A 24,475-nucleotide genomic window follows, 5' to 3' on the forward strand; every position below is an offset into this window, starting at 1 on the left:
CGGGGGCACCTCACTTGTACATCGTCTGGTTCATGGTTCCGGGGGCGTACGCGTCCGGGTCGACCCAGACGTTGATCAGCGAAGGCTTGCCCGACTCCCGGGCACGCTGGAGCGCCGGGCCGATGTCGGCGGGGTCGCGGACCTCCTCGCCGTAACCGCCCAGCATCTGCGCGAACTTGTCGTAGTGGACGTCGCCGAGGGTGTTGCCGACCCGCTCGCGCTCCAGGCCGTACTTCTGGGCCTGGCCGTAACGGATCTGGTTCATGGAGGAGTTGTTGCCGACGATGCCGACGAAGGGGAGGTTGTAGCGGACGAGGGTCTCGAAGTCCCAGCCGGTGAGGGAGAAGGCGCCGTCCCCGAAGAGGGCGACGACCTCCTTGTCGGGCCGTGCCTGCTTGGCCGCGAGCACGAACGGGACACCGACGCCGAGCGTGCCGAGCGGGCCCGGGTCCATCCAGTGCCCGGGTGACTTGGGTTGGACGACCTGCCCGGAGAAGGTGACGATGTCGCCGCCGTCCCCGATGTAGATCGAGTCCTCGGTGAGGAAGTCGTTGATCTCGCTGACCAGGCGGTACGGGTGGATCGGCGAGGCGTCCGACTTCAGGCTGGGCAGCCGCTTCTCGAGGGCCGTCTGCTCGGCGGCCCGCAACTCGTCCAGCCACTCCTTGCGCTTCGACGCGCCGCCGTTGAGGCGCCCGGAGGCCGCCTCGGTGACCGACTTCAGGATCAGACCCGCGTCGCCGACGATGCCGAGGTCGATGTCCCGGTTCTTGCCGACGGTCCGGTAGTCGAGGTCGATCTGCACGACGGTCGCGTCCGGGGAGAGCCGCTTGCCGTAGCCCATGCGGAAGTCGAAGGGCGTACCCACGATGACGATGACATCGGCGTTGGAGAAGGCGTACCGGCGCGAGAGTTGGAAATGGTGCGGGTCCCCGGGCGGCAGCGTGCCGCGTCCCGCGCCGTTCATGTACGCCGGGATGTTGAGGGTGCGGACGAGCTCGATGGCGGACGCGGTGCCGCGCGTCGTCCATACCTGGCTGCCCAGCAGGATCGCCGGCTTCTCGGCGTGGACGAGGAGGTCGGCGAGCCTCTCGATCGCCTCGGGGTCACCGGCCGAGCGGGTCGAGGCCCGGTAGTGGCCGGCGGCCGGGATCCGGGCCTTCTCCACCGGCACCTTGGCGTCCAGGACATCGCGTGGGATCTCCAGGAAGGAGGGGCCGGGCGCGCCGTGGAAGCACTCCCGGAACGCCATCGACACCATGTCGGCGGCGCGCGCCGTGTCCGGCACCGTCGCGGCGAACTTGGTGATCGGCGTCATCATGTCGACGTGTGGCAGGTCCTGCAGGGACCCCATCTTGTGCTGGGTGTGCGCCCCCTGGCCGCCGATGAGCAGCATCGGGGACTCGGCGCGGAAGGCGTTCGCGACGCCGGTCACGGCGTCGGTCGTACCGGGACCCGCCGTGACGACGGCGCATCCGGGCTTGCCGGTGATGCGTGCGTAGCCGTCGGCGGCGTGGGCGGCGACCTGCTCGTGACGGACGTCGACGACCTCAATGCCTTCGTCGACGCAGCCGTCGTAGATGTCGATGATGTGGCCGCCGCACAGGGTGTAGATGACCTCCACACCTTCGGCTTTGAGTGCCTTGGCGACCAGATGCCCACCGGAGATGAAGTCCTGGCTGATGTCGTCGGGCATGGCGAAGTCCTGTCCCTTCGTAGGGGGTTGGAACGCTCTCGCGGTACATTGCATACAGTCGACGAATACTGTATGAAGCTTGTTATCCCGCATCCGGTGGGTGGTGTCCAGGGGGCGTGCGGCATTTTCCCGGGGTCTGGGGGTCGCTCCCCAGACAGACACAGCAGTCAGGAGCCGGTGATGGACCTGTACGAGCACCAGGCAAGGGAACTCTTCGAGGAACACGGCATCTTGGTGCCGAGGGCCGAGGTCACGGACTCGCCCAAGGAAGCACGCGCGATCGCCCGCCGGCTCGGCGGCCGAGTCGTCGTGAAAGCCCAGGTGAAGACCGGTGGGCGCGGTAAGGCGGGGGGCGTCAAACTCGCCGCCGACCCGGCCGCCGCCGAGCTCACGGCACGTCAGATTCTCGGCATGGACATCAAGGGCCACACGGTCGGCAAGGTGATGCTGGCCCAACCGGTCGACATCGAGAGCGAGTTCTACGTCGGTTACGTCCTCGACCGCGCCGCCGGACGCTTCCTCGCGATCGCGTCGGCCGAGGGCGGCATGGACATCGAGGAGGTGGCCGCGAGCCGCCCGGAGGCGGTGGCGCGTGTTCCCGTCGACCCGGCCGTGGGCGTCACCTCGGCGAAGGCGACCGAGATCGCCGAGGCCGCGGGGCTGCCCCCGGAGACCGTCGACGTTCTCGTACGCCTCTGGGGGGTGCTGACCCGCGAGGACGCCGTGCTCGTCGAGGTGAACCCCCTCGTACGCACCGCCCGGGGACAGATCCTCGCCCTGGACGGCAAGGTCACCCTCGACGACAACGCCCGCTTCCGCCAGGCGCGTTGGGGTGAGCAGGAGGCCGCGCACGACGACCCCCTGGAGGCGGCGGCCGCGGCCAAGGGCCTCAACTACGTCAAACTGGACGGCGAGGTCGGCATCATCGGCAACGGCGCGGGCCTCGTCATGTCGACACTCGACGTGGTCGCGGGCTGCGGCGCCCGTCCCGCGAACTTCCTCGACATCGGCGGCGGGGCCTCCGCCCAGACCATGGCCGACGGCCTCTCCGTGATCCTCTCCGACCCGGCCGTGAAATCGGTCTTCGTCAACGTCTTCGGCGGCATCACGGCCTGCGACGCGGTCGCCGACGGCATCGTGCGGGCGCTGGAGACCGTGCGGTTGACCAAACCCCTCGTGGTCCGCCTCGACGGCAACAACGCCGTCCGCGGCCGCGCCATCCTCGACGGCCGCGCGCACCCCCTGGTCCAGCAGGCCACCACCATGGACGACGCCGCACACCGCGCGGCCCGGCTCGCCACCGCCGACTGAAGGAGGAACAGGACATGGCCATCTTTCTCACCAAGGAGAGCAAGATTCTCGTCCAGGGCATGACCGGCGGCGAGGGCATGAAGCACACCCGGCGGATGCTCGCCGCCGGCACGGACGTCGTCGGCGGGGTCAACCCGCGCAAGGCGGGACAGGCCGTCGACTTCGACGACCGGGTGGTGCCCGTCTTCGGCTCGGTCCGCGAGGGAATGGCGGCGACCGGAGCCGACGTCACCGTCGTGTTCGTACCGCCCGCGTTCGCCAAGGCCGCGGTGATCGAGGCCGCCGACGCGGGCATCGGGCTCGCCGTCGTCATCACCGAGGGCATCCCCGTCCACGACTCCGTCGCCTTCCACGCGTACGCCGCCACGAAGGGCACCCGCGTCATCGGCCCCAACTGCCCGGGCCTGATCACTCCGGGGCAGTCGAACGCGGGCATCATCCCCGCCGACATCGCCAAGCCGGGGCGCATCGGCCTGGTGTCCAAGTCGGGCACGCTGACGTACCAACTCATGTACGAACTCCGCGACATCGGCTTCTCGACCTGCGTGGGCATCGGCGGCGACCCCGTCGTCGGCACCACCCACATCGACTGCCTGGCCGCCTTCCAGGAGGACCCCGACACCGAACTCGTCGTCCTCATCGGCGAGATCGGCGGCGACGCCGAGGAACGGGCCGCCGCGTACGTCCGGGACCACGTCACCAAGCCCGTCGTCGCCTACATCGCCGGTTTCACCGCGCCCGAGGGCAGGACGATGGGCCACGCGGGCGCGATCGTCTCCGGCTCGTCAGGCACCGCGCAGGCCAAGAAGATGGCCCTCGAGGCGGCCGGAGTACGGGTGGGCGGCACACCGACCGAGACGGCCCGGCTGGTGCTGACCCGATGGGAATCGGAGCGTGTCGCCGCACAGGAGTGAGATGAGACGTCACTCATAGTTGATGTGAGGTGACTGTCACGAGCGGAGCCTCCTCAGTACCTTCCTCCGTACGTACGCGACCACCCTCCCGCGTACGGACCCTTCCCTCCGTGCGGACGCGACCACCGTCCTCCTCCGCACGGATGCGACCACTCCTCGTCCGGGCCCGTGCACCATGCAGCTCGGCAGGAGCCAGGCACCTCCCGCCCCCGACTGTGCACCGAGAGCGGAGACATCCGAATGGCATCCACCCTCAACACCCCCCTCGTCCTGAAGTCCGGTACGTCCTGGGCCGACGCCTGGCAGCGCTGCCTCGCCGTGGCCCCCGAGGCGTTCCAGGAGGACCGCGTCCTCAATCTCTGGGACGCCTCCTGGCGGGCGGACGGCCGGGCACTGCCCGCCACCAGTCCGGTCGACGGAAGCCCCATCGCGGGCCCGCCCCGCCTGAACGCCGCAACCGCCCACCAGGCCGTACGAGCCTCACTCGACCAGCACCGGGCCTGGCGCCACGTCCCGCTCGCCGAACGACGGGCGCGCGTCGCGGCCACCCTCGACGCCCTGACCGAGCACCGCGAGCTGCTCGCCCTCCTCCTCGTCTGGGAGATCGGCAAGCCCTGGCGACTCGCGCAGGCCGACGTGGACCGGGCGATCGACGGCGTGCGCTGGTACGTCGACGGCATCGAGCCCATGGTGGACGGCCGGGCTCCGCTCGAGGGGCCCGTGTCCAACATCGCGAGCTGGAACTACCCGATGAGCGTGCTCGTTCACGCAATGCTGGTACAGGCATTGGCAGGGAACGCGGTCATCGCCAAGACCCCGACCGACGGCGGCGTCGCCTGCCTCACCCTGGCCGGCGCGCTCGCCGCACGCGAAGGGATCCCCGTCACCCTCGTCAGCGGCAGCGGAGGCGAGCTGTCGGAGGCGCTGGTCCGCGCGCCCGAGATCGGCTGCGTCTCCTTCGTCGGCGGCCGTGACACGGGTGCCGCGGTGGCCACCGCCGTCGCCGACCTGGGCAAGCGGCATGTACTCGAACAGGAGGGACTCAACACCTGGGGCATCTGGAACCACACGGACTGGGACGCACTGACAGCCGTCATCCCCAAGCTCTTCGACTACGGCAAGCAGCGCTGCACCGCCTACCCGCGCTTCGTCGTCCAGCGCACGCTGTTCGACGAGTTCCTCGCCGCCTACCTCCCCGCCGTCCGCACCCTGCGGGTCGGTCACCCGCTGGCCGTCGAGCACCCCGAAGACCCCTACCCCGCGCTGGACTTCGGGCCCGTCATCAACGCCGCCAAGGCAAAGGAGCTGCACGACCAGGTGGCGGAGGCCATCGACCGCGGCGCCGTCCCGCTGCACCGCGGCAAGCTGACCGACGCACGCTTCCTGCCCGGCCAGGACACGGCGGCGTACGTCCAACCGGTCACGCTCCTGAACCCGCCGCCGTCCTCACCGCTGCACCACGCGGAGCCCTTCGGCCCGGTCGACACCATCGTCCTGGTCGACACCGAGGCGGAGCTGCTCGCCGCGATGAACGCGTCGAACGGCGCGCTCGTCGCCACGCTGTCCACGGACGACGAGGCGACGTACGCCCGACTGGCCCCGCAGATCCGCGCGTTCAAGGTCGGCCGCGGCAAGCCCCGCTCCCGCGGCGACCGCGACGAGCTCTTCGGCGGCCTCGGCGCGTCCTGGCGCGGCGCCTTCGTCGGCGGCGAGCTGCTCGTGCGCGCCGTCACGCAGGGGCCGGCGGGGGAGCGGCTGCCGGGCAACTTCCCCGAGTACCAGCTCGTTCCGTGAGGTGGGGCGGGCGGTACCCGCTTCAGGGCGCCGCCTGCTCTCTCGGACCCTTGCGGACTCCTGCGATGATCTCGTCCACCAGCCAGCGGGCGACACCTGGTGGGTAGGGCTGGGGCAGACTGAGCACGACATGGTTCACGCCGATGCCGATGAGGTCGGCGACGGTGGCGCGGGTGGCGGCGGGATCGTCGTACGAGACGACGACCTGTACGGAACGCGTGATCTCACATGGATCCCGTCCGATGTCCGCACAGTGAGCGTCCAGCACCCGACCACGCTCGGCGACGAACGCGACGTTGTTGTGCGGCGGTCCGGGGATGTTCCAGATGTCGGCCTGCTCGGCGACGAGCCGCAGCAGTCGAGTCCCCCAGCCGCCGATCAGCAGAGGCGGCCCGGGCCGCTGCACCGGCTTGGGCTCGTTCCGCGTGCCCCGCAACCGGTAATAACGCCCCTCAAAGTCGAAGGGGTCGTCCTCCGTCCACATCCGGCGCAGGATCGCGACCGTCTCGCCGAGCCGGGCGACCCCCTCGCCGGGCGGGACGAGGGAGAGCCCGTACGCCTCGTACTCGGCGATGGCCGGATTCTCGCCGGCGATCCCGCCCGCGTCGGGCGGCTGGTGGGTGCCGCCGACACCGATGCCCATGACCAGCCGACCGCCGGAGACCACGTCCACGGTCGAGGCCATCTTCCCGAGGACGGCCGGCGGGCGGATGCGGTTGCTGGTGACGAGGAGCCCGAGCCGCAGCCGCTCGGTCTGCGCGGCCAGGGCGCTGAGCAGCGTCCAACCCTCATGGACCTGGCCGTCCTTGGGGCCGCGGAGCGGAAGCAGATGGTCCCAGAGCCAGGCGTCCTCGATCTCGGGCAGGGCGTCGGCCTCCTGCCAGACACGGCGGATGTCGTCGTAGGAGACGTGCATGGGGGTGGTCTTGATACCGAAGCGCACGCGTCGATCGCTCATATTGCTCAGCCTAGATAATCATCAGCTCAGCTGACAATCAGTCTTAGGTACAGTTCCCGGCATGACCGGTGAGCGCCCTCCCGTACCTCCCGTACCCCTCGAGTCCCGGCTCGGCTATCTGCTCAAGCATGCCCAGCAGCAGCTGGCGCGGGCGTCCGCGAAGGCGTTGGCGCCCTTCGGGATCGACGGCCATGAGCTCGCGGTGCTGGCGGTGCTCGCCGCCGAGTACCCGCTGTCGCAGGTCGAGGTGGCCGGACGGCTCGGCGTCGACCGCACCACGATGGTCGCGCTCGTCGACGGCCTGGAAGACCAGGGACTGGTCGAGCGGCGCCGCAGTCCTCAGGACCGGCGCAAGAACATCGTCGAGCTGACGCCCGCGGGCCGGAACTGCCTCGACCGGGCCGAGCGTGCACGCCTCGCGATGGAGCGGCGGTTCCTCGACCCACTGGGCGAGGAGGCGGCGGCCGCGCTCGTGCGGGCCCTGCAGATCTTGGTGCTGGAGGAGAGTCGGATCGCGGAGTGAGGGTGCGGGTCCGGGGCTCCTCGGCTCCTCCGCGTGGACCCTGGGTGATCTACGCGTCACCTTTTGTGATCGGCCGGGCGCCCCCACCTTCGGCCCCGTACAGCCACTCCCAGGACCCGGATATGCAGGTGAAAGGCACTCCGAAACCTTGGTATTGTTGTCCATGTCGCCGCGGGGAACACCTCCGGCCAGGCGGCAGACACCTGGTCCGGGTGGCGGAATGGCAGACGCGCTAGCTTGAGGTGCTAGTGCCCTTTATCGGGCGTGGGGGTTCAAGTCCCCCCTCGGACACAACGTTACAACCAGTGAAGATCACTGACGATACGGTGATGAGGGCCTCGACCTTACGGTCGCGGTCCTTGTTGCGTTTTCGTAATTGATGGTGATGCCGGAGCGCGTCGAGTTTCTTCCGCGCCGCTTCCTTGTCTCTCTGCGCGTGGTTGATCCATTGGGTGACGCCGGCGAGGTCGGCTGGCCTCGGGTGATCTTGAACACCGTGCTGCTCGCGATCAGCCTCTTCCGGCCCAGTGCCAAGCGGGACTGGCGGGCGATGGGCGCACAGTACTGGTGTCGAACAGCCCACCGGTCCGCCGACATCGGTCGTCTGTTGGGCGACGTGACGCTACCGCGGTCCCACACGAGGCAAGGTGCTCGAGCGTCCTGACGCCGCAGGCGGCGGGCGACACCGTGTCGCCCGCCGCCTGGCGGAAGGGATTCAGGTATTCAGATGCTTGGGGAGTGACGTGGCGTCAGCCGGTCGCGCTGCCCGCGACCCACTCGCTCCACGGCATGTTCCAGTCGCTGAGGCCGTTGTCGGGGGCCAACATGGTCTTGTCTTCGGAGTTCTTGACGATCACGACGTCACCGATCATCGAGTTGTCGAAGAACCACGCGGCGGGCTTCCTGCCATCGCCGCCGCCCTTGACGTCCTTCAGGCCCACGCAGCCGTGGCTGGTGTTGACCTTGCCGAAGACCGCGTTGGTACCCCAGTAGTTGCCGTGGATGAAGGTGCCCGAGTCGGTCAGGCGCATGGCGTGCGGTACGGCCTCGATGTCGTAGGAGGGCTTGCCGTCCTTCTTAGTGAGGCCGACGGTCGCACCGTTCATGTGGATCTGCCTGAACTTCTCGGAGATGACCATCTGACCGTTGTACGTCGGGTGCTCGGTGCTGCCGGACGAGATCGGGATGGTCTTGATCGTCTTGCCGTCCCGTACGACGGTCATCTGCTTCGTCTTGGCGTCGACCGTGCTGATCTGGCTCCGGCCGATCTCGAACGTGACCGTCTTCTGGATGCCGTGGAGGTTGAGCGTGACGGTGACGGTGGAGCCGGGCTTCCAGTAGTTCTTGGGGCGGAAGTCCAGGCGGTCGTTGTTGAACCAGTGGCCGACGACCTGCTGGCCGCTGCTGGAGCTGACCTGGATCTTCGACTCCATGGCGGCCTTGTTGTTGATCGCCTTGTCGAAGTTGACCGTCACCGGCATGCCCACGCCGACGGTCGACCCGTCCTCGGGGGAGAGGTGCCCGATGAAGTTGTTCGCCGGGGAGACCGTGGTGATCGTGGCGTTCCCGGTGACGGAGCGGCCCTTGGCGTCCATGGCCTCCGCGGCGACCTGATACTTGGTGGCCCGCTCCAGCCGGCCGTTCGGCTTCCAGGACGTGCCGTCGGCGGACAGGGTGCCCGGAACCTCGGCACCGGTCGCGACGGCGGTCATGGTCACCTTGGTGAGCTTGCCGTTGCTGACGGTGACCTTGACGGAGTTGTTGATCCCGACGTCGTAGGCACCTTGCTTGGGCGTGATCCTTATTCGGGCGTCGGAAGCCTCCTGGGTGGCCGCCCGATCCGCCGACGCCTGCGGTTTCGGGTGATTCCCGGCGTCATTACCGCTGGTAGCAGCGTTGCTGGTACCGCCGAGGGCCGTGAGCGAGAGCACACCGCCGAGTACACCGACCGCAGCCACCAGCCGGGTGCGTCCTTTACGTGCCGTGATCAAGTGCTTCTCCCGTGTCACTGGTCGTTGAATCCCTGGAGCTGGATGCCGAGGGAGTGCAGCTAGCTATAAAACTCTTTATATGGGTTTATCCGCCCTTAAATGAGCAAACTGTGGTGAAGGCCACGCACCGTTGAGCTCGTCGCCGAGGCCCTGCTCGGCTGACGGATGGCGCGTAGTCGATCCGCTCTCGCCGCCCGGAGCCGGTCATGACGGGGGGCGCCCGGTTCCGGGCGGAGCGCCCGGCCGATGTTCTGCATGATCTCGACCTGGGGGCCGCGGGTGTCGGCGAAGTAGATGGCCTTCACTCCGCGCTCGCCGGTGAGGTCGACGCCTTCCCCGAGGACCCGCCCGGAGGCGAGGAAGGCCCTGTGTACGCGCTGGCTCGCGGCGTCGATGCCGTTGGCGAACTGCCGAAGCGCTTGACAATCCTCGGCCTGTCCAAGGTCGAGGCGGGGAACATGGATATCAGCCCCGAGCGCTTCCGGCTGCGTCAGCTGCTGGACTACCTGGAGGCCGCCTTCCGCCCCCTGAGCTCCCACAAAGGACTGGAGTTCCGGGTCGTCACGGCCCCTGGGGTCCCGTCCGAACTGGTCACCGACGAGTCCCGGCTGCGCCAGGTACTCCGCAACCCGCTCTCCAACGCGGTGAAGTTCACCGAGGCAGGCCATGTCGAGCTGCGGATCGAACCCGTCGACAGGGCCGCCGCCGGCCTGCCCGACTCCGTCCGCCGCGGCAGCCCCGCCCTGGCCTTCCGGGTCAGCGACACCGGCATCGGCATCTCGGACCAGCACCTGGAGAACATCTTCGGTGCCTTCCAGCAGGCCGATGGCACCACCAGCCGCAAGTACGGAGGAACCGGCCTGGGCCTGTCCATCTGCCGCGAGATCGCCTACCTGCTCGGCGGCTCCATCCACGCCCAGAGCACCCAAGACGAGGGCAGCTGTTTCACCCTGTACCTGCCGACCGCGCACCCCGCCGTCCAGGACACGGCGGCCCCACCGGCAGCCGCCGCAGCCCCTGCGGCGGCAGGGCCCGGCGCCGAGCCACGCGACCGCCGCGGCACCGCACCCGGCAGCCTGGGACGCCACGGCGAAGCCGGCCTCGCCGCGGACACCCACGGCGCGCCACCCGCAGGGCGCCGCGTGCTGGTCGTCGAGGCCCGCCCACGAGGGCCGCTGTCCCTGCTGACCGAGAGTGCCGTCGCCGACCTGCCCGGGGTCCGCACGCCCGTCCGGGTGGACACCGCCGCCGATCCCGGGGAGGCGGCTGCCTCCACGCCTTCACGGCCGTTCTCGGCGTACAGGACGCGCAGGCTTGACTGAGCCAGCGTTCGGCCGTCGTCGAGACTTTGTCTCACCTGGCCATGTGCCTCACCTGTCGGTGATCTCGGAGAGCCAGGCCGTGTCTTCCGGGCCCGGCGCTTCGGGGCCGGGCTCGGGCAGCCGGCGGACCTCTCCCGTGCGCAGGGCGACCGTGGCCCGTGGCCGCATCGGCCCGTCGCCCCTGCGTGAGAGCAGGACGAGGTCCCAGACTGTCGCCGTCATGGCGTCGAACCGGGTGGCGCAGTCGGCGGTGACGCGCCGCGGATCCCGGGTCCGGCCCAGGGACAGATGTGGGGTGAAGTTCTTGGAGGGCCCACGACAGCGCGGGAACCGTTGCCGCAGTACGCGGTGCAGGTCCGCCCATGGCGCCGTGCCGGCCGCCGTCGGGTCGAGCCACACAGTGAAGTACGCCCTGTGCTGGAAGGTGTGCACCCCGTCCAGTCGGGCGGTGAAGACCGGCGTCTCGGCCGTCGCCGCGGCGAGCAGCGGGGCCGCCCGCTCGAAGTCGGACTCCGGCACGAAGCCGAAGAGCACATTGACGTGCGGCGGCCAGCGGTGGATCTGCGGATCGTAGTCCCGGCGGATGTCCTGGATCGGCGGCCACAGCTCCGCAGGCGGGACCCAGGCCACCGCAGTGCGGGCCGTCGGGGACACGTCGAGGACGCCGGCGGGCTCGCGCCTGCCGGAGCTCGTGTCGAAGCTCAGGTCCGCTTGCGGGTCCCGCACCCGGCCGGCGCCCGAAGCGTCGATGCGGTCCACACCCGTGGCCCGGTCCCAGACCACCTCGCCGTCCGCCTCGATGAACACCACCCGGTGCCACGGGAAGTCGCCCCCGGGCACGAAGGAAGACAGCGGGATGCGTTTGAGGGCATCTCCGCGCTGGCTGATCCCCAGCACGAACCGGCCCGGGTCGAACCGCGGGTCCCAGCGGACCCGGTGATAGATCTCGTCGCTGGTCCGCATCACGCCTCCTCGCCCGCCTTCACACCTTCTCTTCCTCCAGGGTGCCGCCCACCCTGCCTTCGACGGTTGTTCCGCTCGCACCGCGACGCATCAGGTGCGGTGCGCCTGACGGGGGGACGGCAAGGAGAGCCGGTGCGCGTGTGCGGTGAGCACCCGCGGCAGCGTGGCCGTACCTCTTCCCGGCGTCCTGTCGGTTCTGGGACCGGCTTGTTCGTCGCGGCTCTGGGACCGGCCTGTTCGTCGCGGCCGGTAGCGTGGGCAACGAGACAGAGCCCTGCGAAAGACAAGAGCGGGAAACCATGCGGATGATCTTCAATCCCGCGGAGGAGAACGAGTACCAGGCGGTTTGTGGTCTTCTTGTCCACCGGTTCGAACAGTGGGCCCGACGGAACGGGATCGACGCCGATCCGTTCGTCGTCGAAGCCGCGCTGGACTACCGCCATCTCGGTACGCCGGACGGCAGGCTGGGACTGTGGGACCAGCCGCACATCGAGGAGTTCCTGCTCGACTGGGTTCCGTGGACGGTGACCGTACTTCCCGACGAGGAGCCCGCCGATGCGCCAGGCACTTTGCGGTGCCTGCTGCGGTATCTGGACGACGTCCATCTTGCCGATCCCCGAGGGGCGTCCCTGCCCGAGGTGCTGGAGGCCGTCGACGCGGCGGCGCCCCGCTACGCGGAGGCGATGGCCGACCGCAGCCTCTGGAGCCTGGCGAAGTTCTGGATCACCACCGCCGCGGAGCAGGGCGTCGACGTCCACGACGAGCAGGAGTTGCAGGACTTCGTGGGGCGGGCACAGGGCGGCGAGGTGCCCTACGACTCGGAGGTGCTTCAGACCATCGTCGAGCGGCACACGCGGAGTTCCGGGCCGGTACGGTCCGAGCCTCAGCTCCCGGTCGCGCTCCCGGGCGACGATGTCCTGCGGGAGCAGGCCGGCCGGTCACCGGTCCTGCGGCAGCTGCGCGAGCTGGCCGAGTGGGCCGGGCGCGACCGCAGAACGCTCACCGGTTCCGGCAGGCTGCGTCTATCAGATGCCCGGGAACTCGTAGAGCGGCTGAACACCGGAGATGACACGGACTCGGTCCGCTCGTCCGCGGACCTGCCGCGCCTCAACCTCCTTGTGGAGTGGGCGAAGACAGCCAGGCTGATACGAGTCGCCAAGGGGAGGCTGTACGCGGTGGCCAAGGCTGAGCCTGTACTGAACGACCCGCTTGCACTGTGGCGGCGCGCGTTCGACGCGTTCCGCGAGCTGCCCAGCCCAGTGAGGCGCGGGCGCGGCGGCAGGTACGGAGAATCCGTGCTGTTCGTCGAGTACGACATGTGCGACGTCGTCCTGCCCGACGTACTGGCAACCCTCTACAGCCTGCCGTACCCCATGCCCTGGCCCGGGCTGCGGGACAGCGTCCACCTCGCCTACCGCTCGAGTTCCCTGCTCGAGGTCTTCGCCACGGACTCCATCGGGTTCGAACAGGCCGATGACGATCTACGCACCGTGCTGGGTGTTTTGGAGGACCTGGGGGCGATCGAGTGCCACCAGGGGATGGCCGACCACGTCTTTGCGGATCTCGCGATGAGCGAGAACGACCTCGAGGGGTGGGCCGGAATACCGACCGAGGGCGATGACGACCTCTCGACGCCGTCCGGCATACTGCCAGGGATGCCGACCGGACTTGCCGGGCTGCTGAACGACGCCCTGCCGGACGAGACCCTGTCGGGTGACGCCCTGTTGAGGGACGCTCAGCTGGATGACGAGGACACCCAGCGGGCCCGGAAACTGAACTTCGAACTGAGCTCGGGCCCGGTCGAGTTGATCCGTCTCACTGACCTCGGAACGGACTCCGTGCGCCGTCGGCTGCTGGCCGAAGGCCGGGACGCACCCCTGATCGGCGAGCTTGCCCAGGCCTCGCCGGCCGGTTTGCTGGGCGTCCTCGCCGATCACTACGATCCAGAGTCCGCCCGGGCGGAGCTCGCCGCGTGGATCGCCGTCCACGGCGACCGGTCCGCGGCGCTGGAGCAGCTCGTCCACGCGGTGCGGACCATGCCGTTCCGTACCCGGGCCGAGGCCATGCTGGACGTCCTCGTCTCATCGCTCGGCGACGGGGAGCTCCTGCTGCGAGGCCTGCGTTCGGATTCCTGGCTGGCTCCCACCGCGCTGAGCCTCCTGGCACGCCGGGAGATTCTCACCCCCGAGGACCTCACGGAGCCGGAAAGCCTGCTCATGGTCGCTGAGAGCCTGTTGCAGCTCTGTGAGGCGACCGGCGCCGACGGGGTGAGGGAAGTACTACGCCAACAAGGTCGCGAGGCCGAAGAGGCCCTCCGGGCGGCTCTGGCCTCCGGTCACCCGGACCGGGAGGGCCTCGCGGACCTTCAGGCCCTCGCCGAGCGTGGGCCCCGGGAGCGCAAGGCCCACGTCGGCCTCGTTCAGCAGCGCGGCCACCGAGAGAACGGCAGCCGGGGCGGCAGGCGGTCCCGCTGAGGACTTGGCGCTCCTGGCGCTCAAGGGCGAGGTCGGCGGCAGAGTGACCGCATGACAGGGATACCGGATTCCATGCCGTGCTCAGCGACCTCGTTACCGTGCCCTTCACCACCGAAGTGTTGGGAGTCGACGTCATCGGTGAAAAATGTCCCGAAGAGGGAGGGATTCGTGCTCCGGAATCAACAGGGCCCTTGACCCCGCCCCTCGACAAGGCTGGAACCCGAGAGCACCACCCCTGTGAGGGATGTCGACCGGCGTCCAAGCTCAATGCGCCGAGCGCTATGTGCCCTATACCGATAGCTCAAGTACCGCGGTGAGACACGCATTCCGTGGGCTCGGTCGGCTCGTCGAGGGATGTCTCAGCGCCGCAGGTGCTCCAGGACGGATCGCACCGCTCGCTCCACGGCGTGGCGCGCCTGCTCGGTATGGTCGATCGTCTCGAAACCGTGGTGGCCGAGCGGTACGTCGATCACCTCGACATCGGCGTCGCACTTCTCGGCGGCGGCCAGGAATTCCTCGACCGTCACCGCGATCTCCGCGCGCTCCAGCTCCACCCGGGTCAACACGATCGGCAGTCGTCCCGCGGTACGCACCGCGTCAGCCGGGCGGAACCGGGCATCGACGAGCCCCCAGTTCGGCAGCGGCGCGAGTATCGGATAGCTCGCCGCGACGCACCGCAACCACGGCGGGGGCGCCGCGAGCCAGTCCGCCGCCAACAGCCCGCCACTGGAGAAGTGCCACAGCGCCACGCGGTCCCCGTCGACGCGCGGATCGGCCCGTACGAGGTCGACCGCTTCGGCTATGTCCTCGGCGGCCCGACCGTAGTCGGCGAGATCGTGCAGCCGATGGTCCAGCGTCACGCCGACGGCCCCCAAACCCGCCACGTACCGGCCGTAGCCGACGAAGCCCGGCCAGTCCCGGGGAGTCGGCCGCACGTCGGGGTGGACCGGGCCACCGTGGACGAACACCACCGCCGGCCGCGGATGGTCGGCTTGAGCGAGGTCGTCGGGAAGGTCGTCGGGGAGGTATAGATCGACCCGTCCCACCCGCTCGCGAGGCCGCTCCGATACATCCATCAGGAAGGGGCGAAGGTGTGCCGGCTGTTCGTTCACCTTCGCGGTCACCCGGTGCCCTTCTCCCGCGGCGGCCCGCACCAGTGTCTCGGCCACCTCGTCGGGGCGGGAGAGCATCGGCCAGTGCCCGGTGTCGAGTTCGAAGAAGCTCACCCGCGGGTCGGTGAGCACCTGGAAGCGCGGGTCCCCCATCCCCACCAGGGCCTCGACCATGGCGATGCTCGAACCGTTGGCGGTGCACAGGACGCCGGTCTTCGGCAGCTCGGAGACCGCTTTCGACAGGCGGAGCGGTTGGGTGAGCGTGCCCACCGGCTGCGGTACGGCGTGTGCCGCAAGCCGAGCCAGCACGGCGGGCGGGAGGCCGGCGACGCTGCCCCAGCGCTGCCACTCCTCAAGTGGCGGCGGGGGAATCCGCCAGTCGTCATCGGCCGGCCCGGCTCGGTGCAGCAGCCGGTCGCGGACCGCCTGGTCGGGCACCAGGGTGAGGGCCTGGTCGCCGTGCTGGGGCATGCCCGCATCCAGGTGGACGATCCGGGCGATCCGTTCCGGGCGCCGGTCGGCGGCGCCGAGCACCGGGTAGATGCCGTAGCAGTGACCGACCAACACCACCTCTGCCGCGTCCGTCCGGTCGATCACCCGCAGCAGATCGTGGATATGCGTCTCCAGGTCCGTGTCGGGCCCCGCCGCATGGCCGCGCTCACCCATGCCGGTGAGCGTCACCGGATACGCCTGTGCCCCCGACTCCCGCAGCCGATCGGCCACCGCCTGCCATATCCAGCCGCCGGTGTGGGCGCCCGCCACCAGGATGAATGCCGTCATCGATGTCTCCTCGCACACTGTGGTCGCAGGGCCGTCCGTACCGGCCGTCCGCGCTCGTGGGTACGGTAGGAACTCCCCCTGAGGGAGGTTCAAGTCGTGGGCCCTGAAAGCACATGGAGCATCGGAGAGCTCGCCGAGCACGCGGGCGTCACCGTCAAGACCGTCCGCTTCTACTCGGACCGCGGTCTGCTGCCCGAAGCCGCCCGCAGCGCAGGCGGCCACCGCAGGTACGGCCCCGAGGCACTCGACCGGCTCCACCTGATCCGCTCCCTGCGCACCCTCGACCTGCCGGTGCCCGAAGTGGGCCGGGTCCTCGACCAGGAGGACACCTTGGAGGACGTCGTCGCGGGGCAGCTGCGGCAGATCGGCTCGCGGCTGGCTGCCCTGCGCTGGCAGGAGGCAGCCCTCCAGCTGCTCCAGGACTGTGCCCCCGAGGAACGCGCCGAGCGGCTGCGGCTGATCGGCGCCGTGTCCGTCCCGCCCAGCACGGCCGCACTGGCACGCTTCTGGCGGCGCTGGCTGCCGCCGCGGCTCCCGGCCCGGCTGGTCTCCGCCATCGTCGAACACGCGGTTCCACAGCTCCCCGAAGGCCCGACGCCGGCCCAGGTGCTGGCCTTCACCCGGCTGCACGCCCTCGTGTCCGCCCCCTGCCCCGGCACCGGTCACGGCCAGCCCGCGGCACACGGGCCCGACGGGGGCCGCCCGGCCGTGCTCTACGACGGTCTCGTCGAGGCGTATGCGCTGGCATCGCCGCGGCTGCGGGCGCAGCGGCCACCACACGAGGGTGAAGCACTCGACTGCTTCGTCTCCGCCTATGCCCGCTCACGCGGCACGCGGGACACTCCCGCCTTCCGCCGGGGACTCAGTCGCCTGCTGGCCGCGGATCCCCGTATCGACCGCTACTGGGAACTCACCGCCGAACTGTCCGGCCCGTCGGAACCGACCGCCGGCGCCGCGCACGACTGGCTCTGCGCCGCGCTGGACACCCAGACCGCCGGGCCGGCGGACTGAACCGGGTGCCTTTCCCCCACCGGATGCCTTCCCCCTGGCGACCGGAGAGCAGGGCCTCGCCCGTCCCGGGCAACGGTCGGCACGGGCGCCCTGCGGGGCCCGCCGACCAGGACGCACAATCCATCAACTGAAGGGCGACATCTCACTCGCGGAGGCGGACGGGAGAGAATGAGTCGCCATGATCCCCGCCATGTTCCCGGCGGACACCAGCAGTGAGCAGGTGCTCTCCGGCACCGCGGTCCTGCGGATGGGGACAAGACCCCGCGCCGATCTGGTCGTCGAGGGGCATGTCGAGGGGCATACAGTCCGCTTCGCCTGGTCTGCCGTCGGGGACAGCACGGTGATCGTCACCAGTGGCGAACCAGGACCAGCTCCTGTTCCTGGGGCCCCGGAGACGGCCCCCTCGCGCGCACGCGCCGCGACGGCCATGACGTCACGCCGGCTCACCGCAGCGGATTCGGGGCCGTCCAGGCCCTGCCCATGCGCCTGCGGGACGAGACCGTCGGCGCCCTGAACCTCTTCCGTGCGACCCCCGGCCCCTTCGACCCGGCTGCGACGCCGCTCGCCCAGGCCCTGGCCGATGTCGCCACCATCAGCCTGCTACAACAAGGTTCCAGCCGGCGCGGCACCGTCCTCAACGAACAGCTGCAGACGGCGCTGAACAGCCGCGTACTGATCGAGCAGGCCAAGGGAAAACTCGCCGAACGCCGGGGCATCGACATGGAACAGGCCTTCACCGCCCTGCGCGGCTATGCCCGTTCCCACAACCGGCGCCTGTCCGACGTGGCCCGCGCCTTCATCGACGACTCCGAACCCCTCCCCGGCCTGGGCGCCTGACCACCCGGGCCCGCTACTTTTCCGCGCGGTCCTCGATCAAACGGCTGTGGAGTTCCGTGGTCATGGCATGGATCGCACGGGTCAGCTCGGTGTTGGTCTTGAGCTCCAACTCCTGCTCGACGAAATCATGATCGGCCTTGATCTGCTGGAAGGCAGCCTGCCGGTTCTGGCCGATCATGACGAACGCCGACAGGAAGATCGCCTCCAGTGACACCACGAGCGTCAACGTGGGCCAGGGGTTGGCCTCGAAGAAGAGCATCCACAACGCGAAAGCGACCGCGTGGATATAGACGAACGGCATTGAACCGGCGAACTTCGTGATGGCATCGGCGACACGCAGTTGGACGTCCCCGGCACGGCTCTGGTGGTGCGCGACCACCGCGGGATGGTGTACGGCCTGGTTGTCCTGCTCGCTCATCGCAACGCGCCTCTCGCAGAATTGGAGTGCCCTCGGAGTCAACCGACGGCAACAGTGGCCTCGTAGGGCCCCGTCAGCCCGATTGTCGCCCGGGCAGCCGGGACGTCGTCACGATGCCCTCCTGGGATCGTGGACGTCGGCCGTCACCTGGTCGCGCAGACGTGCACAGGTGCGGGTGATCAGACGAGAGACGTGCATCTGAGAGACACCGAGCTGAAGGCCGATGCGGGCCTGTGTCATCTCGCAGAAGAACCTCATGTACAGGATCTGCCGCTCGCGTTCGGGCAGCGCCCGCAGCAGGGGTCGGAGCGCCTCACGGTCCACGACCCGGTCGAAGCCGGGCTCCATGCCACCCAGGGTGTCGGCCAGAGGGTGGCCCTCGGAGCGGCCGGGCACGGCGTCCAAGGACCGGGCGGTGAAGGGCTCCGGCACCTCTTGGCCCAGCCGTACCTCTGCCTCGGTCAGCCCGGTGTGTGCGGCGATCTCGTGGACTGCGGGTGTACCTCCGCCCAGCGAAGAGCACAGCTCATGGTCGGCGGAGCGGACCTGGCTGCGCAGCTCCTGTACGCGCCGCGGCACATGCACGACCCAGAGTTCGTCACGGAAGTGCCGCTTCACCTCGCCGAGGATCGTCGGTATGGCAAAGCCCTGGAAGGCGGTGCCGAGACTCGGGTCGAAGCGGGACACCGCCTTGACCAGGCCCAGTTGCGCGACCTGTTTGAGGTCTTCGAAGGTCTCACCGTGATGGCGGAAGCGCCGGGCCAGCCGTACGGCCATCGGCATCCAGGCGCACACCACCTCCTGTCGCAGCGCGGACCTCTCCGGGCCGTCCGGCAGGGCGGCGATACGGCGGAACGCGGCGTCGGTGTCCGGTGCGTCGTCGTAGGGACGCGTGCTTCCTGGGCTCCGCGTGCGTTGGTACGTCATGGGTACGGGCCTCCCTGATCAGTGGCATCACTCACCGTGGGAGCCGGTCGACCGCAGCGCACTGGGGAGCAGCCAAAGCTGCTCCCACGGGCGTGCCTCCGGTCTGAAGCACACCGGACGGCTCCCCGGACAGCCCACTTTCAAACAGGGTTTCCGTTACGCAGGGCTCCCTACGGGGCGCGGGCAGAGAACATGCAGGGCGCGGCATGGACTCGGCCGTACGAGAGAACCCGACGGAGGGCCCGTACCTCATCCAGGTCCCGGTCCACTGCGGAACCTGGCCGTCGACAGCTGCGGGAGCACGGGAGAGACAGGCCGGTGTTTGAGAGCCACGAGACGGGCTACACAGGAGGTGCGTCCGACGGCCGGCCTGGACGAAGGCACCGGAGGGTTGAGCCCGCAGCTCCCGGTGCCGTCCACTGGGCGTGCCCGGTGTCACCGCCGGTCTGCGGCATGAGAACGCCGCAGCGCTCGCCGCAGCTCCCGCTGCAGCTGTTCCGGGAGCGCCTCGCCCTTCGCCGTGGCGACCAGGGCCGCGGCCACGTCCCTCAGTTTGACGTTGCAGTGCTGCGACACGTCCACCAGCAGATCCCAGGCCCTCGCGCTGGAGCATGGTGTCAGGGCCATCACCATGCCGCGCGCCTGGTCGATCACCGCACGGCTCCCCAGCGCCCGCTTTAACTGTTCATTTATGGCCCGCAGTTCAAGGACTTCGGCTGCCAAATCCGTATCCCGCGCCGAGGCCACGGCCGTCAACAACAACTGATCTTCGGGCAGCACGTCGTCGAGGTTGCGCCACTCGCGGACATCGACACCATCGACTGCGTGAATCATGGCCTTCTCCTTCTCGACGGCTCGTCTGCTGGTGGTGAGTCGCGCCACCGGCTGGGCTGAACCTGTCCCGGAGCCCCTGGATGTCGGGAGATGGGGCGGAGGAGGCCGAAGTCGAACAGGGCCATGAGGAGAATGAGAAGCGAGACGAACACGGCGGGCCTTCCCGGGGCGGAACAACGCATCACTGCCGGGGGCCGGGACCTGTTCGAACAGCCTATCCCTGCCCAGAGGTTGCGGACAGCACCCCACGCCAGCGCCTTCCACCGGAACAGGATGGCCACTTGACGTCTGTTCAGGGAGTGCGGCGAGGGCTAGCGTGCCTGGTGCGGCCCATGACCCCGGCAGCGTCGATCACCTCTCGCGCCCCTTCGAGGGCGCACCTCGCGCATCAGTGCCGGAACCTGCCCCGCCACTAACGGGACGCTCCCGCTACTCGCCGTCGCTACGCGATCCCGGCGCAGCCTCGATGCGCCCCATGCGGGCAACGCCCCACTGCCCGCCGCGTCGCACGCATTTCACCGCAGGCGGTACGCATGTACGCGCTGATCGTTCCGGCTTCGACCCCCTTCGTCCTGCTCGCCACCGTCATGGGCCTGTCCTGGTGGGAGGACCATGTCCTGCCGTCGGCCGAGCCGGTCGACGTCCCCGCCGAACCGGTCGAAGCCCCTGCCGAGGCTCTGTCCACCCCAACGGCCACTGCCCAGCACCCAGAACTCACCCGAGTCGACATGACGTTGACAAAGGAAGGTGCCAGGCGTTGACTGACAGCAGGTGTGGGGCTGCGTCGCTCCGGATATCTCCGGGCAAGGCCTTCACCTTCCGCTTCGCCCGGCCCCCGCGGAACGCAGGATCTGTCCCTGTGACCGTGTGGAGGCCCGGCCATGCCGCTCTGGATCTCTCTTCTTCCGCCGGTCTTCGGGATCGTCGGCTTCGTCGGCGTGGGCGCAGCCGTGGCGGTCACCGGCACCACCGCACGTAATCCATGTTCCGGGCCCGATCCCACCCCGCGGGTCGCGTGGGTGCCACCGGGCAGGCATCGACGCTCGATGAACCGACGGGAATTGACGGCAATGAAGCACACCTTCCTGCGAACCGAAAGCCAAGGAAGACAGTCATGATCACCGTCGTAGTCGTCGCTGTGCTCGTCATTGTCCTGGTCACTCTCCGCTACACCGGGCGTGGGCGAGCCCGGGGCAGCGGCCGACGCGGGCTGAAGCGGCGGTTCGGGCCCGAGTACGAGTCTGCCGTCGCCCGTCAAAACGGTGATGCCCGGGCAGCGGAGCGGGAACTCGGCGAGCGCGTGCGACGCCACGGCTCCCTCCAGGAACAGCCCCTGTCGCCCGAGGTCCGCGAGCAGTACGTGGCTCAGTGGGACGCAGTCCAGGAGCGGTTCGTCGGTTCACCGCAGAAGGCCGTCACCGAGGCGGATGCGCTGTTGGCGCGCCTGGCGAGGGATCGTGGTTTCCCGGACGGCGAGCAGTTCGAGGAGCAGCTGGCTGCCCTCTCCGTCCACCACGCCTACTTCGTTCAGGGCTACCGCAGCATGCACGCGGCAGCCCGCGACCGGAGCGGCACCGAGGAAATGCGGGAGGCCATGGTCGAAGCCCGAGGCCTCTTCGAGGCACTTGTCGCCGAACGACAGGTCGACCCGGACCGGCGCCGCCCGCCGTCCCCCGACGGCCAGGGCCACGCGCCGTGGCCACTGACGACCCGCCGTCATGCGAAGGGAAGCAGCACCTGATGTCGCACAACACCGAACACGCACCGCGTGCTCAGCAGCTCGACCAGTGGACACGTCGAAGCCAGTCGTAGCCCCACGTAAGCCCCCCCCGTACGCCCCATGTATCCACTGCCCGTGCGACACGCATCCGCTCTCAGCGATGCCGTTCGCATCCACCGTCGAAGAGGCGCAGCCCCAGACCCCGGCCGCACTGTCGTCACCGAGGTCAAGGACCGCCCATGTCTTTCCAGTCCCTCCGTTCCCCGTCCGCCGCCGCGCCGGAAAGCACCCTGCCGCCCCCGGAGTACGACGGGACGGCACCCTTCCCGCGAGACGGAACGGCGCCTGAGCGCACCGGCAGCGAGCGGCTGTCCCTGGCGATCACGGCATTGATCGTCTTCCTGCCGTTCCTGGCTCTCGGCCTGGCCGGCTGGTTGCTGTGGGGGCGCCTGATCCAACCCGTCGATGTCCTGCTCGCCGTGGTGCTCTACACGGTCACGGGCCTCGGCGTCACGGTCGGCTTCCACCGGGGCCTGACCCACAACAGCTACCGAGCCGTACGGCCGCTGCGCATCGCGCTCGCGGTGGCCGGGTCGATGAGCTTCCAGGGCGACGTCATCGGCTGGGTCGCCATCCACCGTCGCCACCACGCCTTCACCGACCGGCCGGGCGATCCGCACTCTCCGTACCGCTACGGCACGTCTGTGCGCGGCCAGTTGCGGGGTCTGGTGGACGCCCATGTCGGCTGGCTGTTCCGCAACGCCCCCACGTCCACGGCGCGTTACGCCCCCGATCTCGTCGCCGACCGCGACATCCGGGCCGTGTCCCGGGCCTTCCCGGCCCTGTGTGTGCTCACGGTCGCCCTGCCCTTCGTCGCGGGCCGGCTGATCGGCGGCACCTGGACGTCCGCCCTGACCGCCCTGCTGTGGGCGGGACTTGTCCGCATCGCCCTGCTCCACCATGTCACCTGGAGCGTGAACTCCCTCTGCCATGTGATCGGCGAGCGTCCGTTCCGCACCCGTCGCCACGACCGCGCCACCAACCTGTGGCCCCTGGCTCTGCTCTCCTTCGGCGAGAGCTGGCACAACCTCCACCACGCCGACCCCACCAGCGCCCGGCACGGCGTCGACCGCGGCCAGCTCGACCCGTCCGCCGCCGTCATCCGCCTCTTCGAACGCCTCGGCTGGGTCAGGGACGTGCGCTGGCCCACCCCGGACCGTATCGCTGCCCGCCGCGCGTGAACCCGATCGACCGCGTCCCCTTCAGGAGTTCTCATGACACTCGCGCCGCCGCCCAGGCTCTCCTCATCGTCCGCCGCGCGCCTGCGTCTGGTGGCCCAGCCGGCACAGGGCCACATGCCCCGGCGCATCGACGGCGCCTGGTGGCCCCGTTCGCCCGACCTGACGTCCGAACTCCCCTGGCTGCTGGCTGGACTGCCGCAGTCCTGGGGGCAGGTCAGCAGCGTTCTGGTGGACGGGGCCGTGTGGTCCCCGTTCCCGGCGCGGCAGCTCGTCGCGGACCAGGTGGTACGCCTGAGCCGGACGCACACCCAGCAGCGCACCCCGTCCACCGTCTGCCTGCTGGCGCCCGGCCGCGGCCGGTGGGACCTGCTGGTGGTCCCGCCCACGGCCACGGAGGCGGAGGCCATGCGGCTCATGGACAGTGTGGACACCGTCGTGAAGGACGGCGTGGGGTTGGGAACCGCTGTCCGTTGACGGCGTCTGCCGGACCAGCCCCGGGCGGCGATGACCAGCCCGCCGGTCGGCGCGAGGGTGGCCATGCGGAACATGTGTCCACCGTGGTGAGGCGCCGGTGAAACAACCAGGTCGCGGTTGTCCAGGGTGCGCGACTCCCAGGTGAAGCGCGCCCCCCTTCACCCCCGCGACAAGGCGCCGCGGAGCCCTAGCCTCGACATATGGACCCGCGACACATGGACCCTCGACATATGGGCACAGACAAGGAGGACCCTGCCGCCGAGAACGCGCTGGGAGGTTTCCTCCGCGCACGGCGTGCCCAACTGCGCCCCGAAGTCACGGGACTTCCCACCACCGGCCGCCGCAGGGTGCCCGGTCTGCGCCGCGAAGAGGTCGCCACCCTCGCGGGTGTGAGCACCGACTACTACATGCGCCTGGAACAGGGCCGCGAACGGCACCCGTCCCAGCAGGTACTCGAAGCCGTCGCGCGAGCCCTGCGACTGGACGACGAAGCGGTGGCCCACCTGTACCGCGTGGCCACCCCGACCGCCCGCCGTACGCGCCGTGCGCCCCGCGTCGAACGCGTCGCCCCGCACCTGCGGCGACTCCTCGACACCTGGAGCGACACGCCCGCCTTCGTCCTGGGCCACGCCCTGGACGTCCTGGCCCGCAACCGGCTCGCAGGCGCCCTGTACGCCGGCTTCACCCACTCCGACAACCTGCTGCGCATGACGTTCCTGGACCCGGCCGCGCACCACTTCTACCGTGACTGGGACCGGGCCGCCGAATCGAGTGTGGCCACCCTGCGCCGGGCGGCCGGCATCGATCCCGAGGACCCGCGGTTGCGGGAGCTCGTCGGTGAACTGTCCGTGAAGAGCGTCGACTTCCGCGTCCTGTGGGCCCGCCACGACGTACGCGGCAAGACCCGCGAGGCCAAGCTCTTCCACCACGCCCAGGTCGGCGACCTGGAACTGCACTACGAGGCGTTCACCGTCAACAGCGCCCCTACCCAGCAGCTCATCGTCTACCAGGCCGAACCGGGCAGCACGTCCGCCGACGCCCTCGCCCTGCTCGGCTCGCTCAGCGCCGGCCCCGTGCCCGCGCAGGACACCACGATGGGCACCGACTGAGACCGCGTACGAGCCGGCCCGGTGTGTCCTGGGTGTGCCAGGGCCAGGATCACGACTCCCCACCCG

At 69.7% G+C, this 24,475-nt stretch carries 19 protein-coding genes, 1 tRNA gene and 3 pseudogenes; 14 read left to right on the forward strand and 9 right to left on the reverse strand.

Annotated features, from left to right (window positions below; translation table 11 throughout):
• Window positions 1-10: 10 nt before the first annotated feature.
• Window positions 11-1,696: a thiamine pyrophosphate-binding protein gene (locus OG798_RS42855; protein WP_095851589.1), complete on the reverse strand. Its 1,686-nt coding sequence runs from the start codon at window positions 1,694-1,696 to the stop codon at window positions 11-13.
• A gap of 180 nt (window positions 1,697-1,876) precedes the next feature.
• Here OG798_RS42855 and sucC point away from each other — a divergent pair, with 180 nt between their 5' ends.
• The 3 genes from sucC (at window position 1,877) to OG798_RS42870 (ending at window position 5,715) form a co-directional block, all read left to right on the forward strand.
• Complete coding sequence (gene sucC, locus OG798_RS42860; protein WP_328758771.1) at window positions 1,877-3,007, forward strand: ADP-forming succinate--CoA ligase subunit beta; 1,131 nt, start codon at window positions 1,877-1,879, stop codon at window positions 3,005-3,007.
• A gap of 14 nt (window positions 3,008-3,021) precedes the next feature.
• A complete protein-coding gene (gene sucD, locus OG798_RS42865) occupies window positions 3,022-3,921 on the forward strand; it encodes a succinate--CoA ligase subunit alpha (protein WP_328758772.1) in 900 nt (299 codons plus the stop codon).
• Window positions 3,922-4,161: 240 nt separating this feature from the next.
• Entirely contained in the window at window positions 4,162-5,715 is a 1,554-nt protein-coding gene (locus OG798_RS42870; RefSeq protein ID WP_097224065.1) for an aldehyde dehydrogenase family protein, read from the forward strand.
• 22 nt (window positions 5,716-5,737) lie between these two features.
• Here the strand turns inward: OG798_RS42870 and OG798_RS42875 are convergent, their stop codons facing one another.
• Window positions 5,738-6,673, reverse strand: a complete 936-nt coding sequence (locus tag OG798_RS42875; protein ID WP_328758773.1) for an LLM class flavin-dependent oxidoreductase — start codon at window positions 6,671-6,673, stop codon at window positions 5,738-5,740.
• 61 nt (window positions 6,674-6,734) lie between these two features.
• Here OG798_RS42875 and OG798_RS42880 point away from each other — a divergent pair, with 61 nt between their 5' ends.
• Window positions 6,735-7,196 (forward strand): MarR family winged helix-turn-helix transcriptional regulator, encoded by a 462-nt coding sequence (locus tag OG798_RS42880; protein WP_328758774.1) that lies wholly within the window; start codon window positions 6,735-6,737, stop codon window positions 7,194-7,196.
• A 206-nt stretch (window positions 7,197-7,402) separates the two neighbouring features.
• Window positions 7,403-7,487, forward strand: a tRNA-Leu gene (locus tag OG798_RS42885).
• Between the two features lie 458 nt (window positions 7,488-7,945).
• On the opposite strand, the gene OG798_RS42890 is transcribed toward OG798_RS42885, so the two are convergent.
• Together OG798_RS42890 and OG798_RS56740 are read right to left on the reverse strand one after the other, a co-directional pair.
• The gene (locus OG798_RS42890) at window positions 7,946-9,184 is read right to left on the reverse strand and encodes a L,D-transpeptidase (RefSeq protein WP_413253670.1); all 1,239 of its coding nucleotides are present in this window, start codon (window positions 9,182-9,184) and stop codon (window positions 7,946-7,948) included.
• Window positions 9,185-9,417: 233 nt separating this feature from the next.
• Window positions 9,418-9,609 (reverse strand): annotated as a pseudogene (locus OG798_RS56740) (hypothetical protein); the annotation flags it as partial.
• A gap of 3 nt (window positions 9,610-9,612) precedes the next feature.
• Here OG798_RS56740 and OG798_RS42895 point away from each other — a divergent pair.
• Window positions 9,613-10,479: pseudogene (locus OG798_RS42895) on the forward strand (sensor histidine kinase); the annotation flags it as partial.
• A gap of 156 nt (window positions 10,480-10,635) precedes the next feature.
• On the opposite strand, the pseudogene OG798_RS42900 reads toward OG798_RS42895, so the two are convergent.
• Window positions 10,636-11,472: pseudogene (locus tag OG798_RS42900) on the reverse strand (RNA repair domain-containing protein); the annotation flags it as partial.
• Window positions 11,473-11,777: 305 nt separating this feature from the next.
• On the opposite strand from OG798_RS42900, the gene OG798_RS42905 reads away from it, so the two are divergent.
• Window positions 11,778-13,946, forward strand: a complete 2,169-nt coding sequence (locus OG798_RS42905; RefSeq protein WP_328758775.1) for a hypothetical protein — start codon at window positions 11,778-11,780, stop codon at window positions 13,944-13,946.
• Between the two features lie 359 nt (window positions 13,947-14,305).
• Here the strand turns inward: OG798_RS42905 and OG798_RS42910 are convergent, their stop codons facing one another.
• The gene (locus OG798_RS42910) at window positions 14,306-15,838 is read right to left on the reverse strand and encodes an alpha/beta fold hydrolase (RefSeq protein ID WP_121414385.1); all 1,533 of its coding nucleotides are present in this window, start codon (window positions 15,836-15,838) and stop codon (window positions 14,306-14,308) included.
• A gap of 96 nt (window positions 15,839-15,934) precedes the next feature.
• Between OG798_RS42910 and OG798_RS42915 the strand changes: the two genes are divergently transcribed.
• Window positions 15,935-16,849, forward strand: a complete 915-nt coding sequence (locus tag OG798_RS42915) for a helix-turn-helix domain-containing protein (protein WP_121414384.1) — start codon at window positions 15,935-15,937, stop codon at window positions 16,847-16,849.
• Window positions 16,850-17,164: 315 nt separating this feature from the next.
• Complete coding sequence (locus OG798_RS42920; RefSeq protein ID WP_328760152.1) at window positions 17,165-17,686, forward strand: ANTAR domain-containing response regulator; 522 nt, start codon at window positions 17,165-17,167, stop codon at window positions 17,684-17,686.
• Window positions 17,687-17,699: 13 nt separating this feature from the next.
• Here OG798_RS42920 and OG798_RS42925 read toward each other — a convergent pair whose 3' ends face one another.
• The 3 genes from OG798_RS42925 to OG798_RS42935 all read right to left on the reverse strand — a co-directional run bounded on the left by OG798_RS42925 (window position 17,700) and on the right by OG798_RS42935 (window position 19,865).
• Complete coding sequence (locus OG798_RS42925) at window positions 17,700-18,104, reverse strand: DUF1003 domain-containing protein (RefSeq protein ID WP_095851579.1); 405 nt, start codon at window positions 18,102-18,104, stop codon at window positions 17,700-17,702.
• A gap of 108 nt (window positions 18,105-18,212) precedes the next feature.
• Window positions 18,213-19,031 (reverse strand): SigB/SigF/SigG family RNA polymerase sigma factor, encoded by an 819-nt coding sequence (locus OG798_RS42930; protein WP_267063467.1) that lies wholly within the window; start codon window positions 19,029-19,031, stop codon window positions 18,213-18,215.
• A gap of 435 nt (window positions 19,032-19,466) precedes the next feature.
• Window positions 19,467-19,865 (reverse strand): ANTAR domain-containing protein, encoded by a 399-nt coding sequence (locus tag OG798_RS42935; RefSeq protein WP_328758776.1) that lies wholly within the window; start codon window positions 19,863-19,865, stop codon window positions 19,467-19,469.
• A gap of 533 nt (window positions 19,866-20,398) precedes the next feature.
• Here OG798_RS42935 and OG798_RS42940 point away from each other — a divergent pair.
• From OG798_RS42940 to OG798_RS42960, 5 genes are all read left to right on the forward strand, one after another.
• Window positions 20,399-20,626: a hypothetical protein gene (locus OG798_RS42940; protein ID WP_267063469.1), complete on the forward strand. Its 228-nt coding sequence runs from the start codon at window positions 20,399-20,401 to the stop codon at window positions 20,624-20,626.
• A 353-nt stretch (window positions 20,627-20,979) separates the two neighbouring features.
• Entirely contained in the window at window positions 20,980-21,606 is a 627-nt protein-coding gene (locus OG798_RS42945; protein ID WP_267063470.1) for a hypothetical protein, read from the forward strand.
• Between the two features lie 218 nt (window positions 21,607-21,824).
• Window positions 21,825-22,826 (forward strand): acyl-CoA desaturase, encoded by a 1,002-nt coding sequence (locus tag OG798_RS42950; protein WP_097224056.1) that lies wholly within the window; start codon window positions 21,825-21,827, stop codon window positions 22,824-22,826.
• 33 nt (window positions 22,827-22,859) lie between these two features.
• Window positions 22,860-23,300: a DUF5994 family protein gene (locus tag OG798_RS42955; RefSeq protein WP_328758777.1), complete on the forward strand. Its 441-nt coding sequence runs from the start codon at window positions 22,860-22,862 to the stop codon at window positions 23,298-23,300.
• A gap of 230 nt (window positions 23,301-23,530) precedes the next feature.
• Window positions 23,531-24,409 (forward strand): helix-turn-helix transcriptional regulator, encoded by an 879-nt coding sequence (locus OG798_RS42960; protein WP_328758779.1) that lies wholly within the window; start codon window positions 23,531-23,533, stop codon window positions 24,407-24,409.
• Window positions 24,410-24,475 lie beyond the last annotated feature (66 nt).

The sequence above is a fragment of the Streptomyces sp. NBC_00271 genome (assembly GCF_036178845.1).
Classification (GTDB): Bacteria; Actinomycetota; Actinomycetes; order Streptomycetales; family Streptomycetaceae; genus Streptomyces.

Bases quoted from the DNA above. Each gene is read 5' to 3' on its own strand.
- OG798_RS42855 (WP_095851589.1), bottom strand. From the start codon at position 1,696: ATGCCCGACGACATCAGCCAGGACTTCATCTCCGGTGGGCATCTGGTC.
- sucC (WP_328758771.1), top strand. From the start codon at position 1,877: ATGGACCTGTACGAGCACCAGGCAAGGGAACTCTTCGAGGAACACGGC.
- sucD (WP_328758772.1), top strand. From the start codon at position 3,022: ATGGCCATCTTTCTCACCAAGGAGAGCAAGATTCTCGTCCAGGGCATG.
- OG798_RS42870 (WP_097224065.1), top strand. From the start codon at position 4,162: ATGGCATCCACCCTCAACACCCCCCTCGTCCTGAAGTCCGGTACGTCC.
- OG798_RS42875 (WP_328758773.1), bottom strand. From the start codon at position 6,673: ATGAGCGATCGACGCGTGCGCTTCGGTATCAAGACCACCCCCATGCAC.
- OG798_RS42880 (WP_328758774.1), top strand. From the start codon at position 6,735: ATGACCGGTGAGCGCCCTCCCGTACCTCCCGTACCCCTCGAGTCCCGG.
- OG798_RS42905 (WP_328758775.1), top strand. From the start codon at position 11,778: ATGATCTTCAATCCCGCGGAGGAGAACGAGTACCAGGCGGTTTGTGGT.
- OG798_RS42910 (WP_121414385.1), bottom strand. From the start codon at position 15,838: ATGACGGCATTCATCCTGGTGGCGGGCGCCCACACCGGCGGCTGGATA.
- OG798_RS42925 (WP_095851579.1), bottom strand. From the start codon at position 18,104: ATGAGCGAGCAGGACAACCAGGCCGTACACCATCCCGCGGTGGTCGCG.
- OG798_RS42930 (WP_267063467.1), bottom strand. From the start codon at position 19,031: ATGACGTACCAACGCACGCGGAGCCCAGGAAGCACGCGTCCCTACGAC.
- OG798_RS42935 (WP_328758776.1), bottom strand. From the start codon at position 19,865: ATGATTCACGCAGTCGATGGTGTCGATGTCCGCGAGTGGCGCAACCTC.
- OG798_RS42940 (WP_267063469.1), top strand. From the start codon at position 20,399: ATGTACGCGCTGATCGTTCCGGCTTCGACCCCCTTCGTCCTGCTCGCC.
- OG798_RS42945 (WP_267063470.1), top strand. From the start codon at position 20,980: ATGATCACCGTCGTAGTCGTCGCTGTGCTCGTCATTGTCCTGGTCACT.
- OG798_RS42950 (WP_097224056.1), top strand. From the start codon at position 21,825: ATGTCTTTCCAGTCCCTCCGTTCCCCGTCCGCCGCCGCGCCGGAAAGC.
- OG798_RS42955 (WP_328758777.1), top strand. From the start codon at position 22,860: ATGACACTCGCGCCGCCGCCCAGGCTCTCCTCATCGTCCGCCGCGCGC.
- OG798_RS42960 (WP_328758779.1), top strand. From the start codon at position 23,531: ATGGGCACAGACAAGGAGGACCCTGCCGCCGAGAACGCGCTGGGAGGT.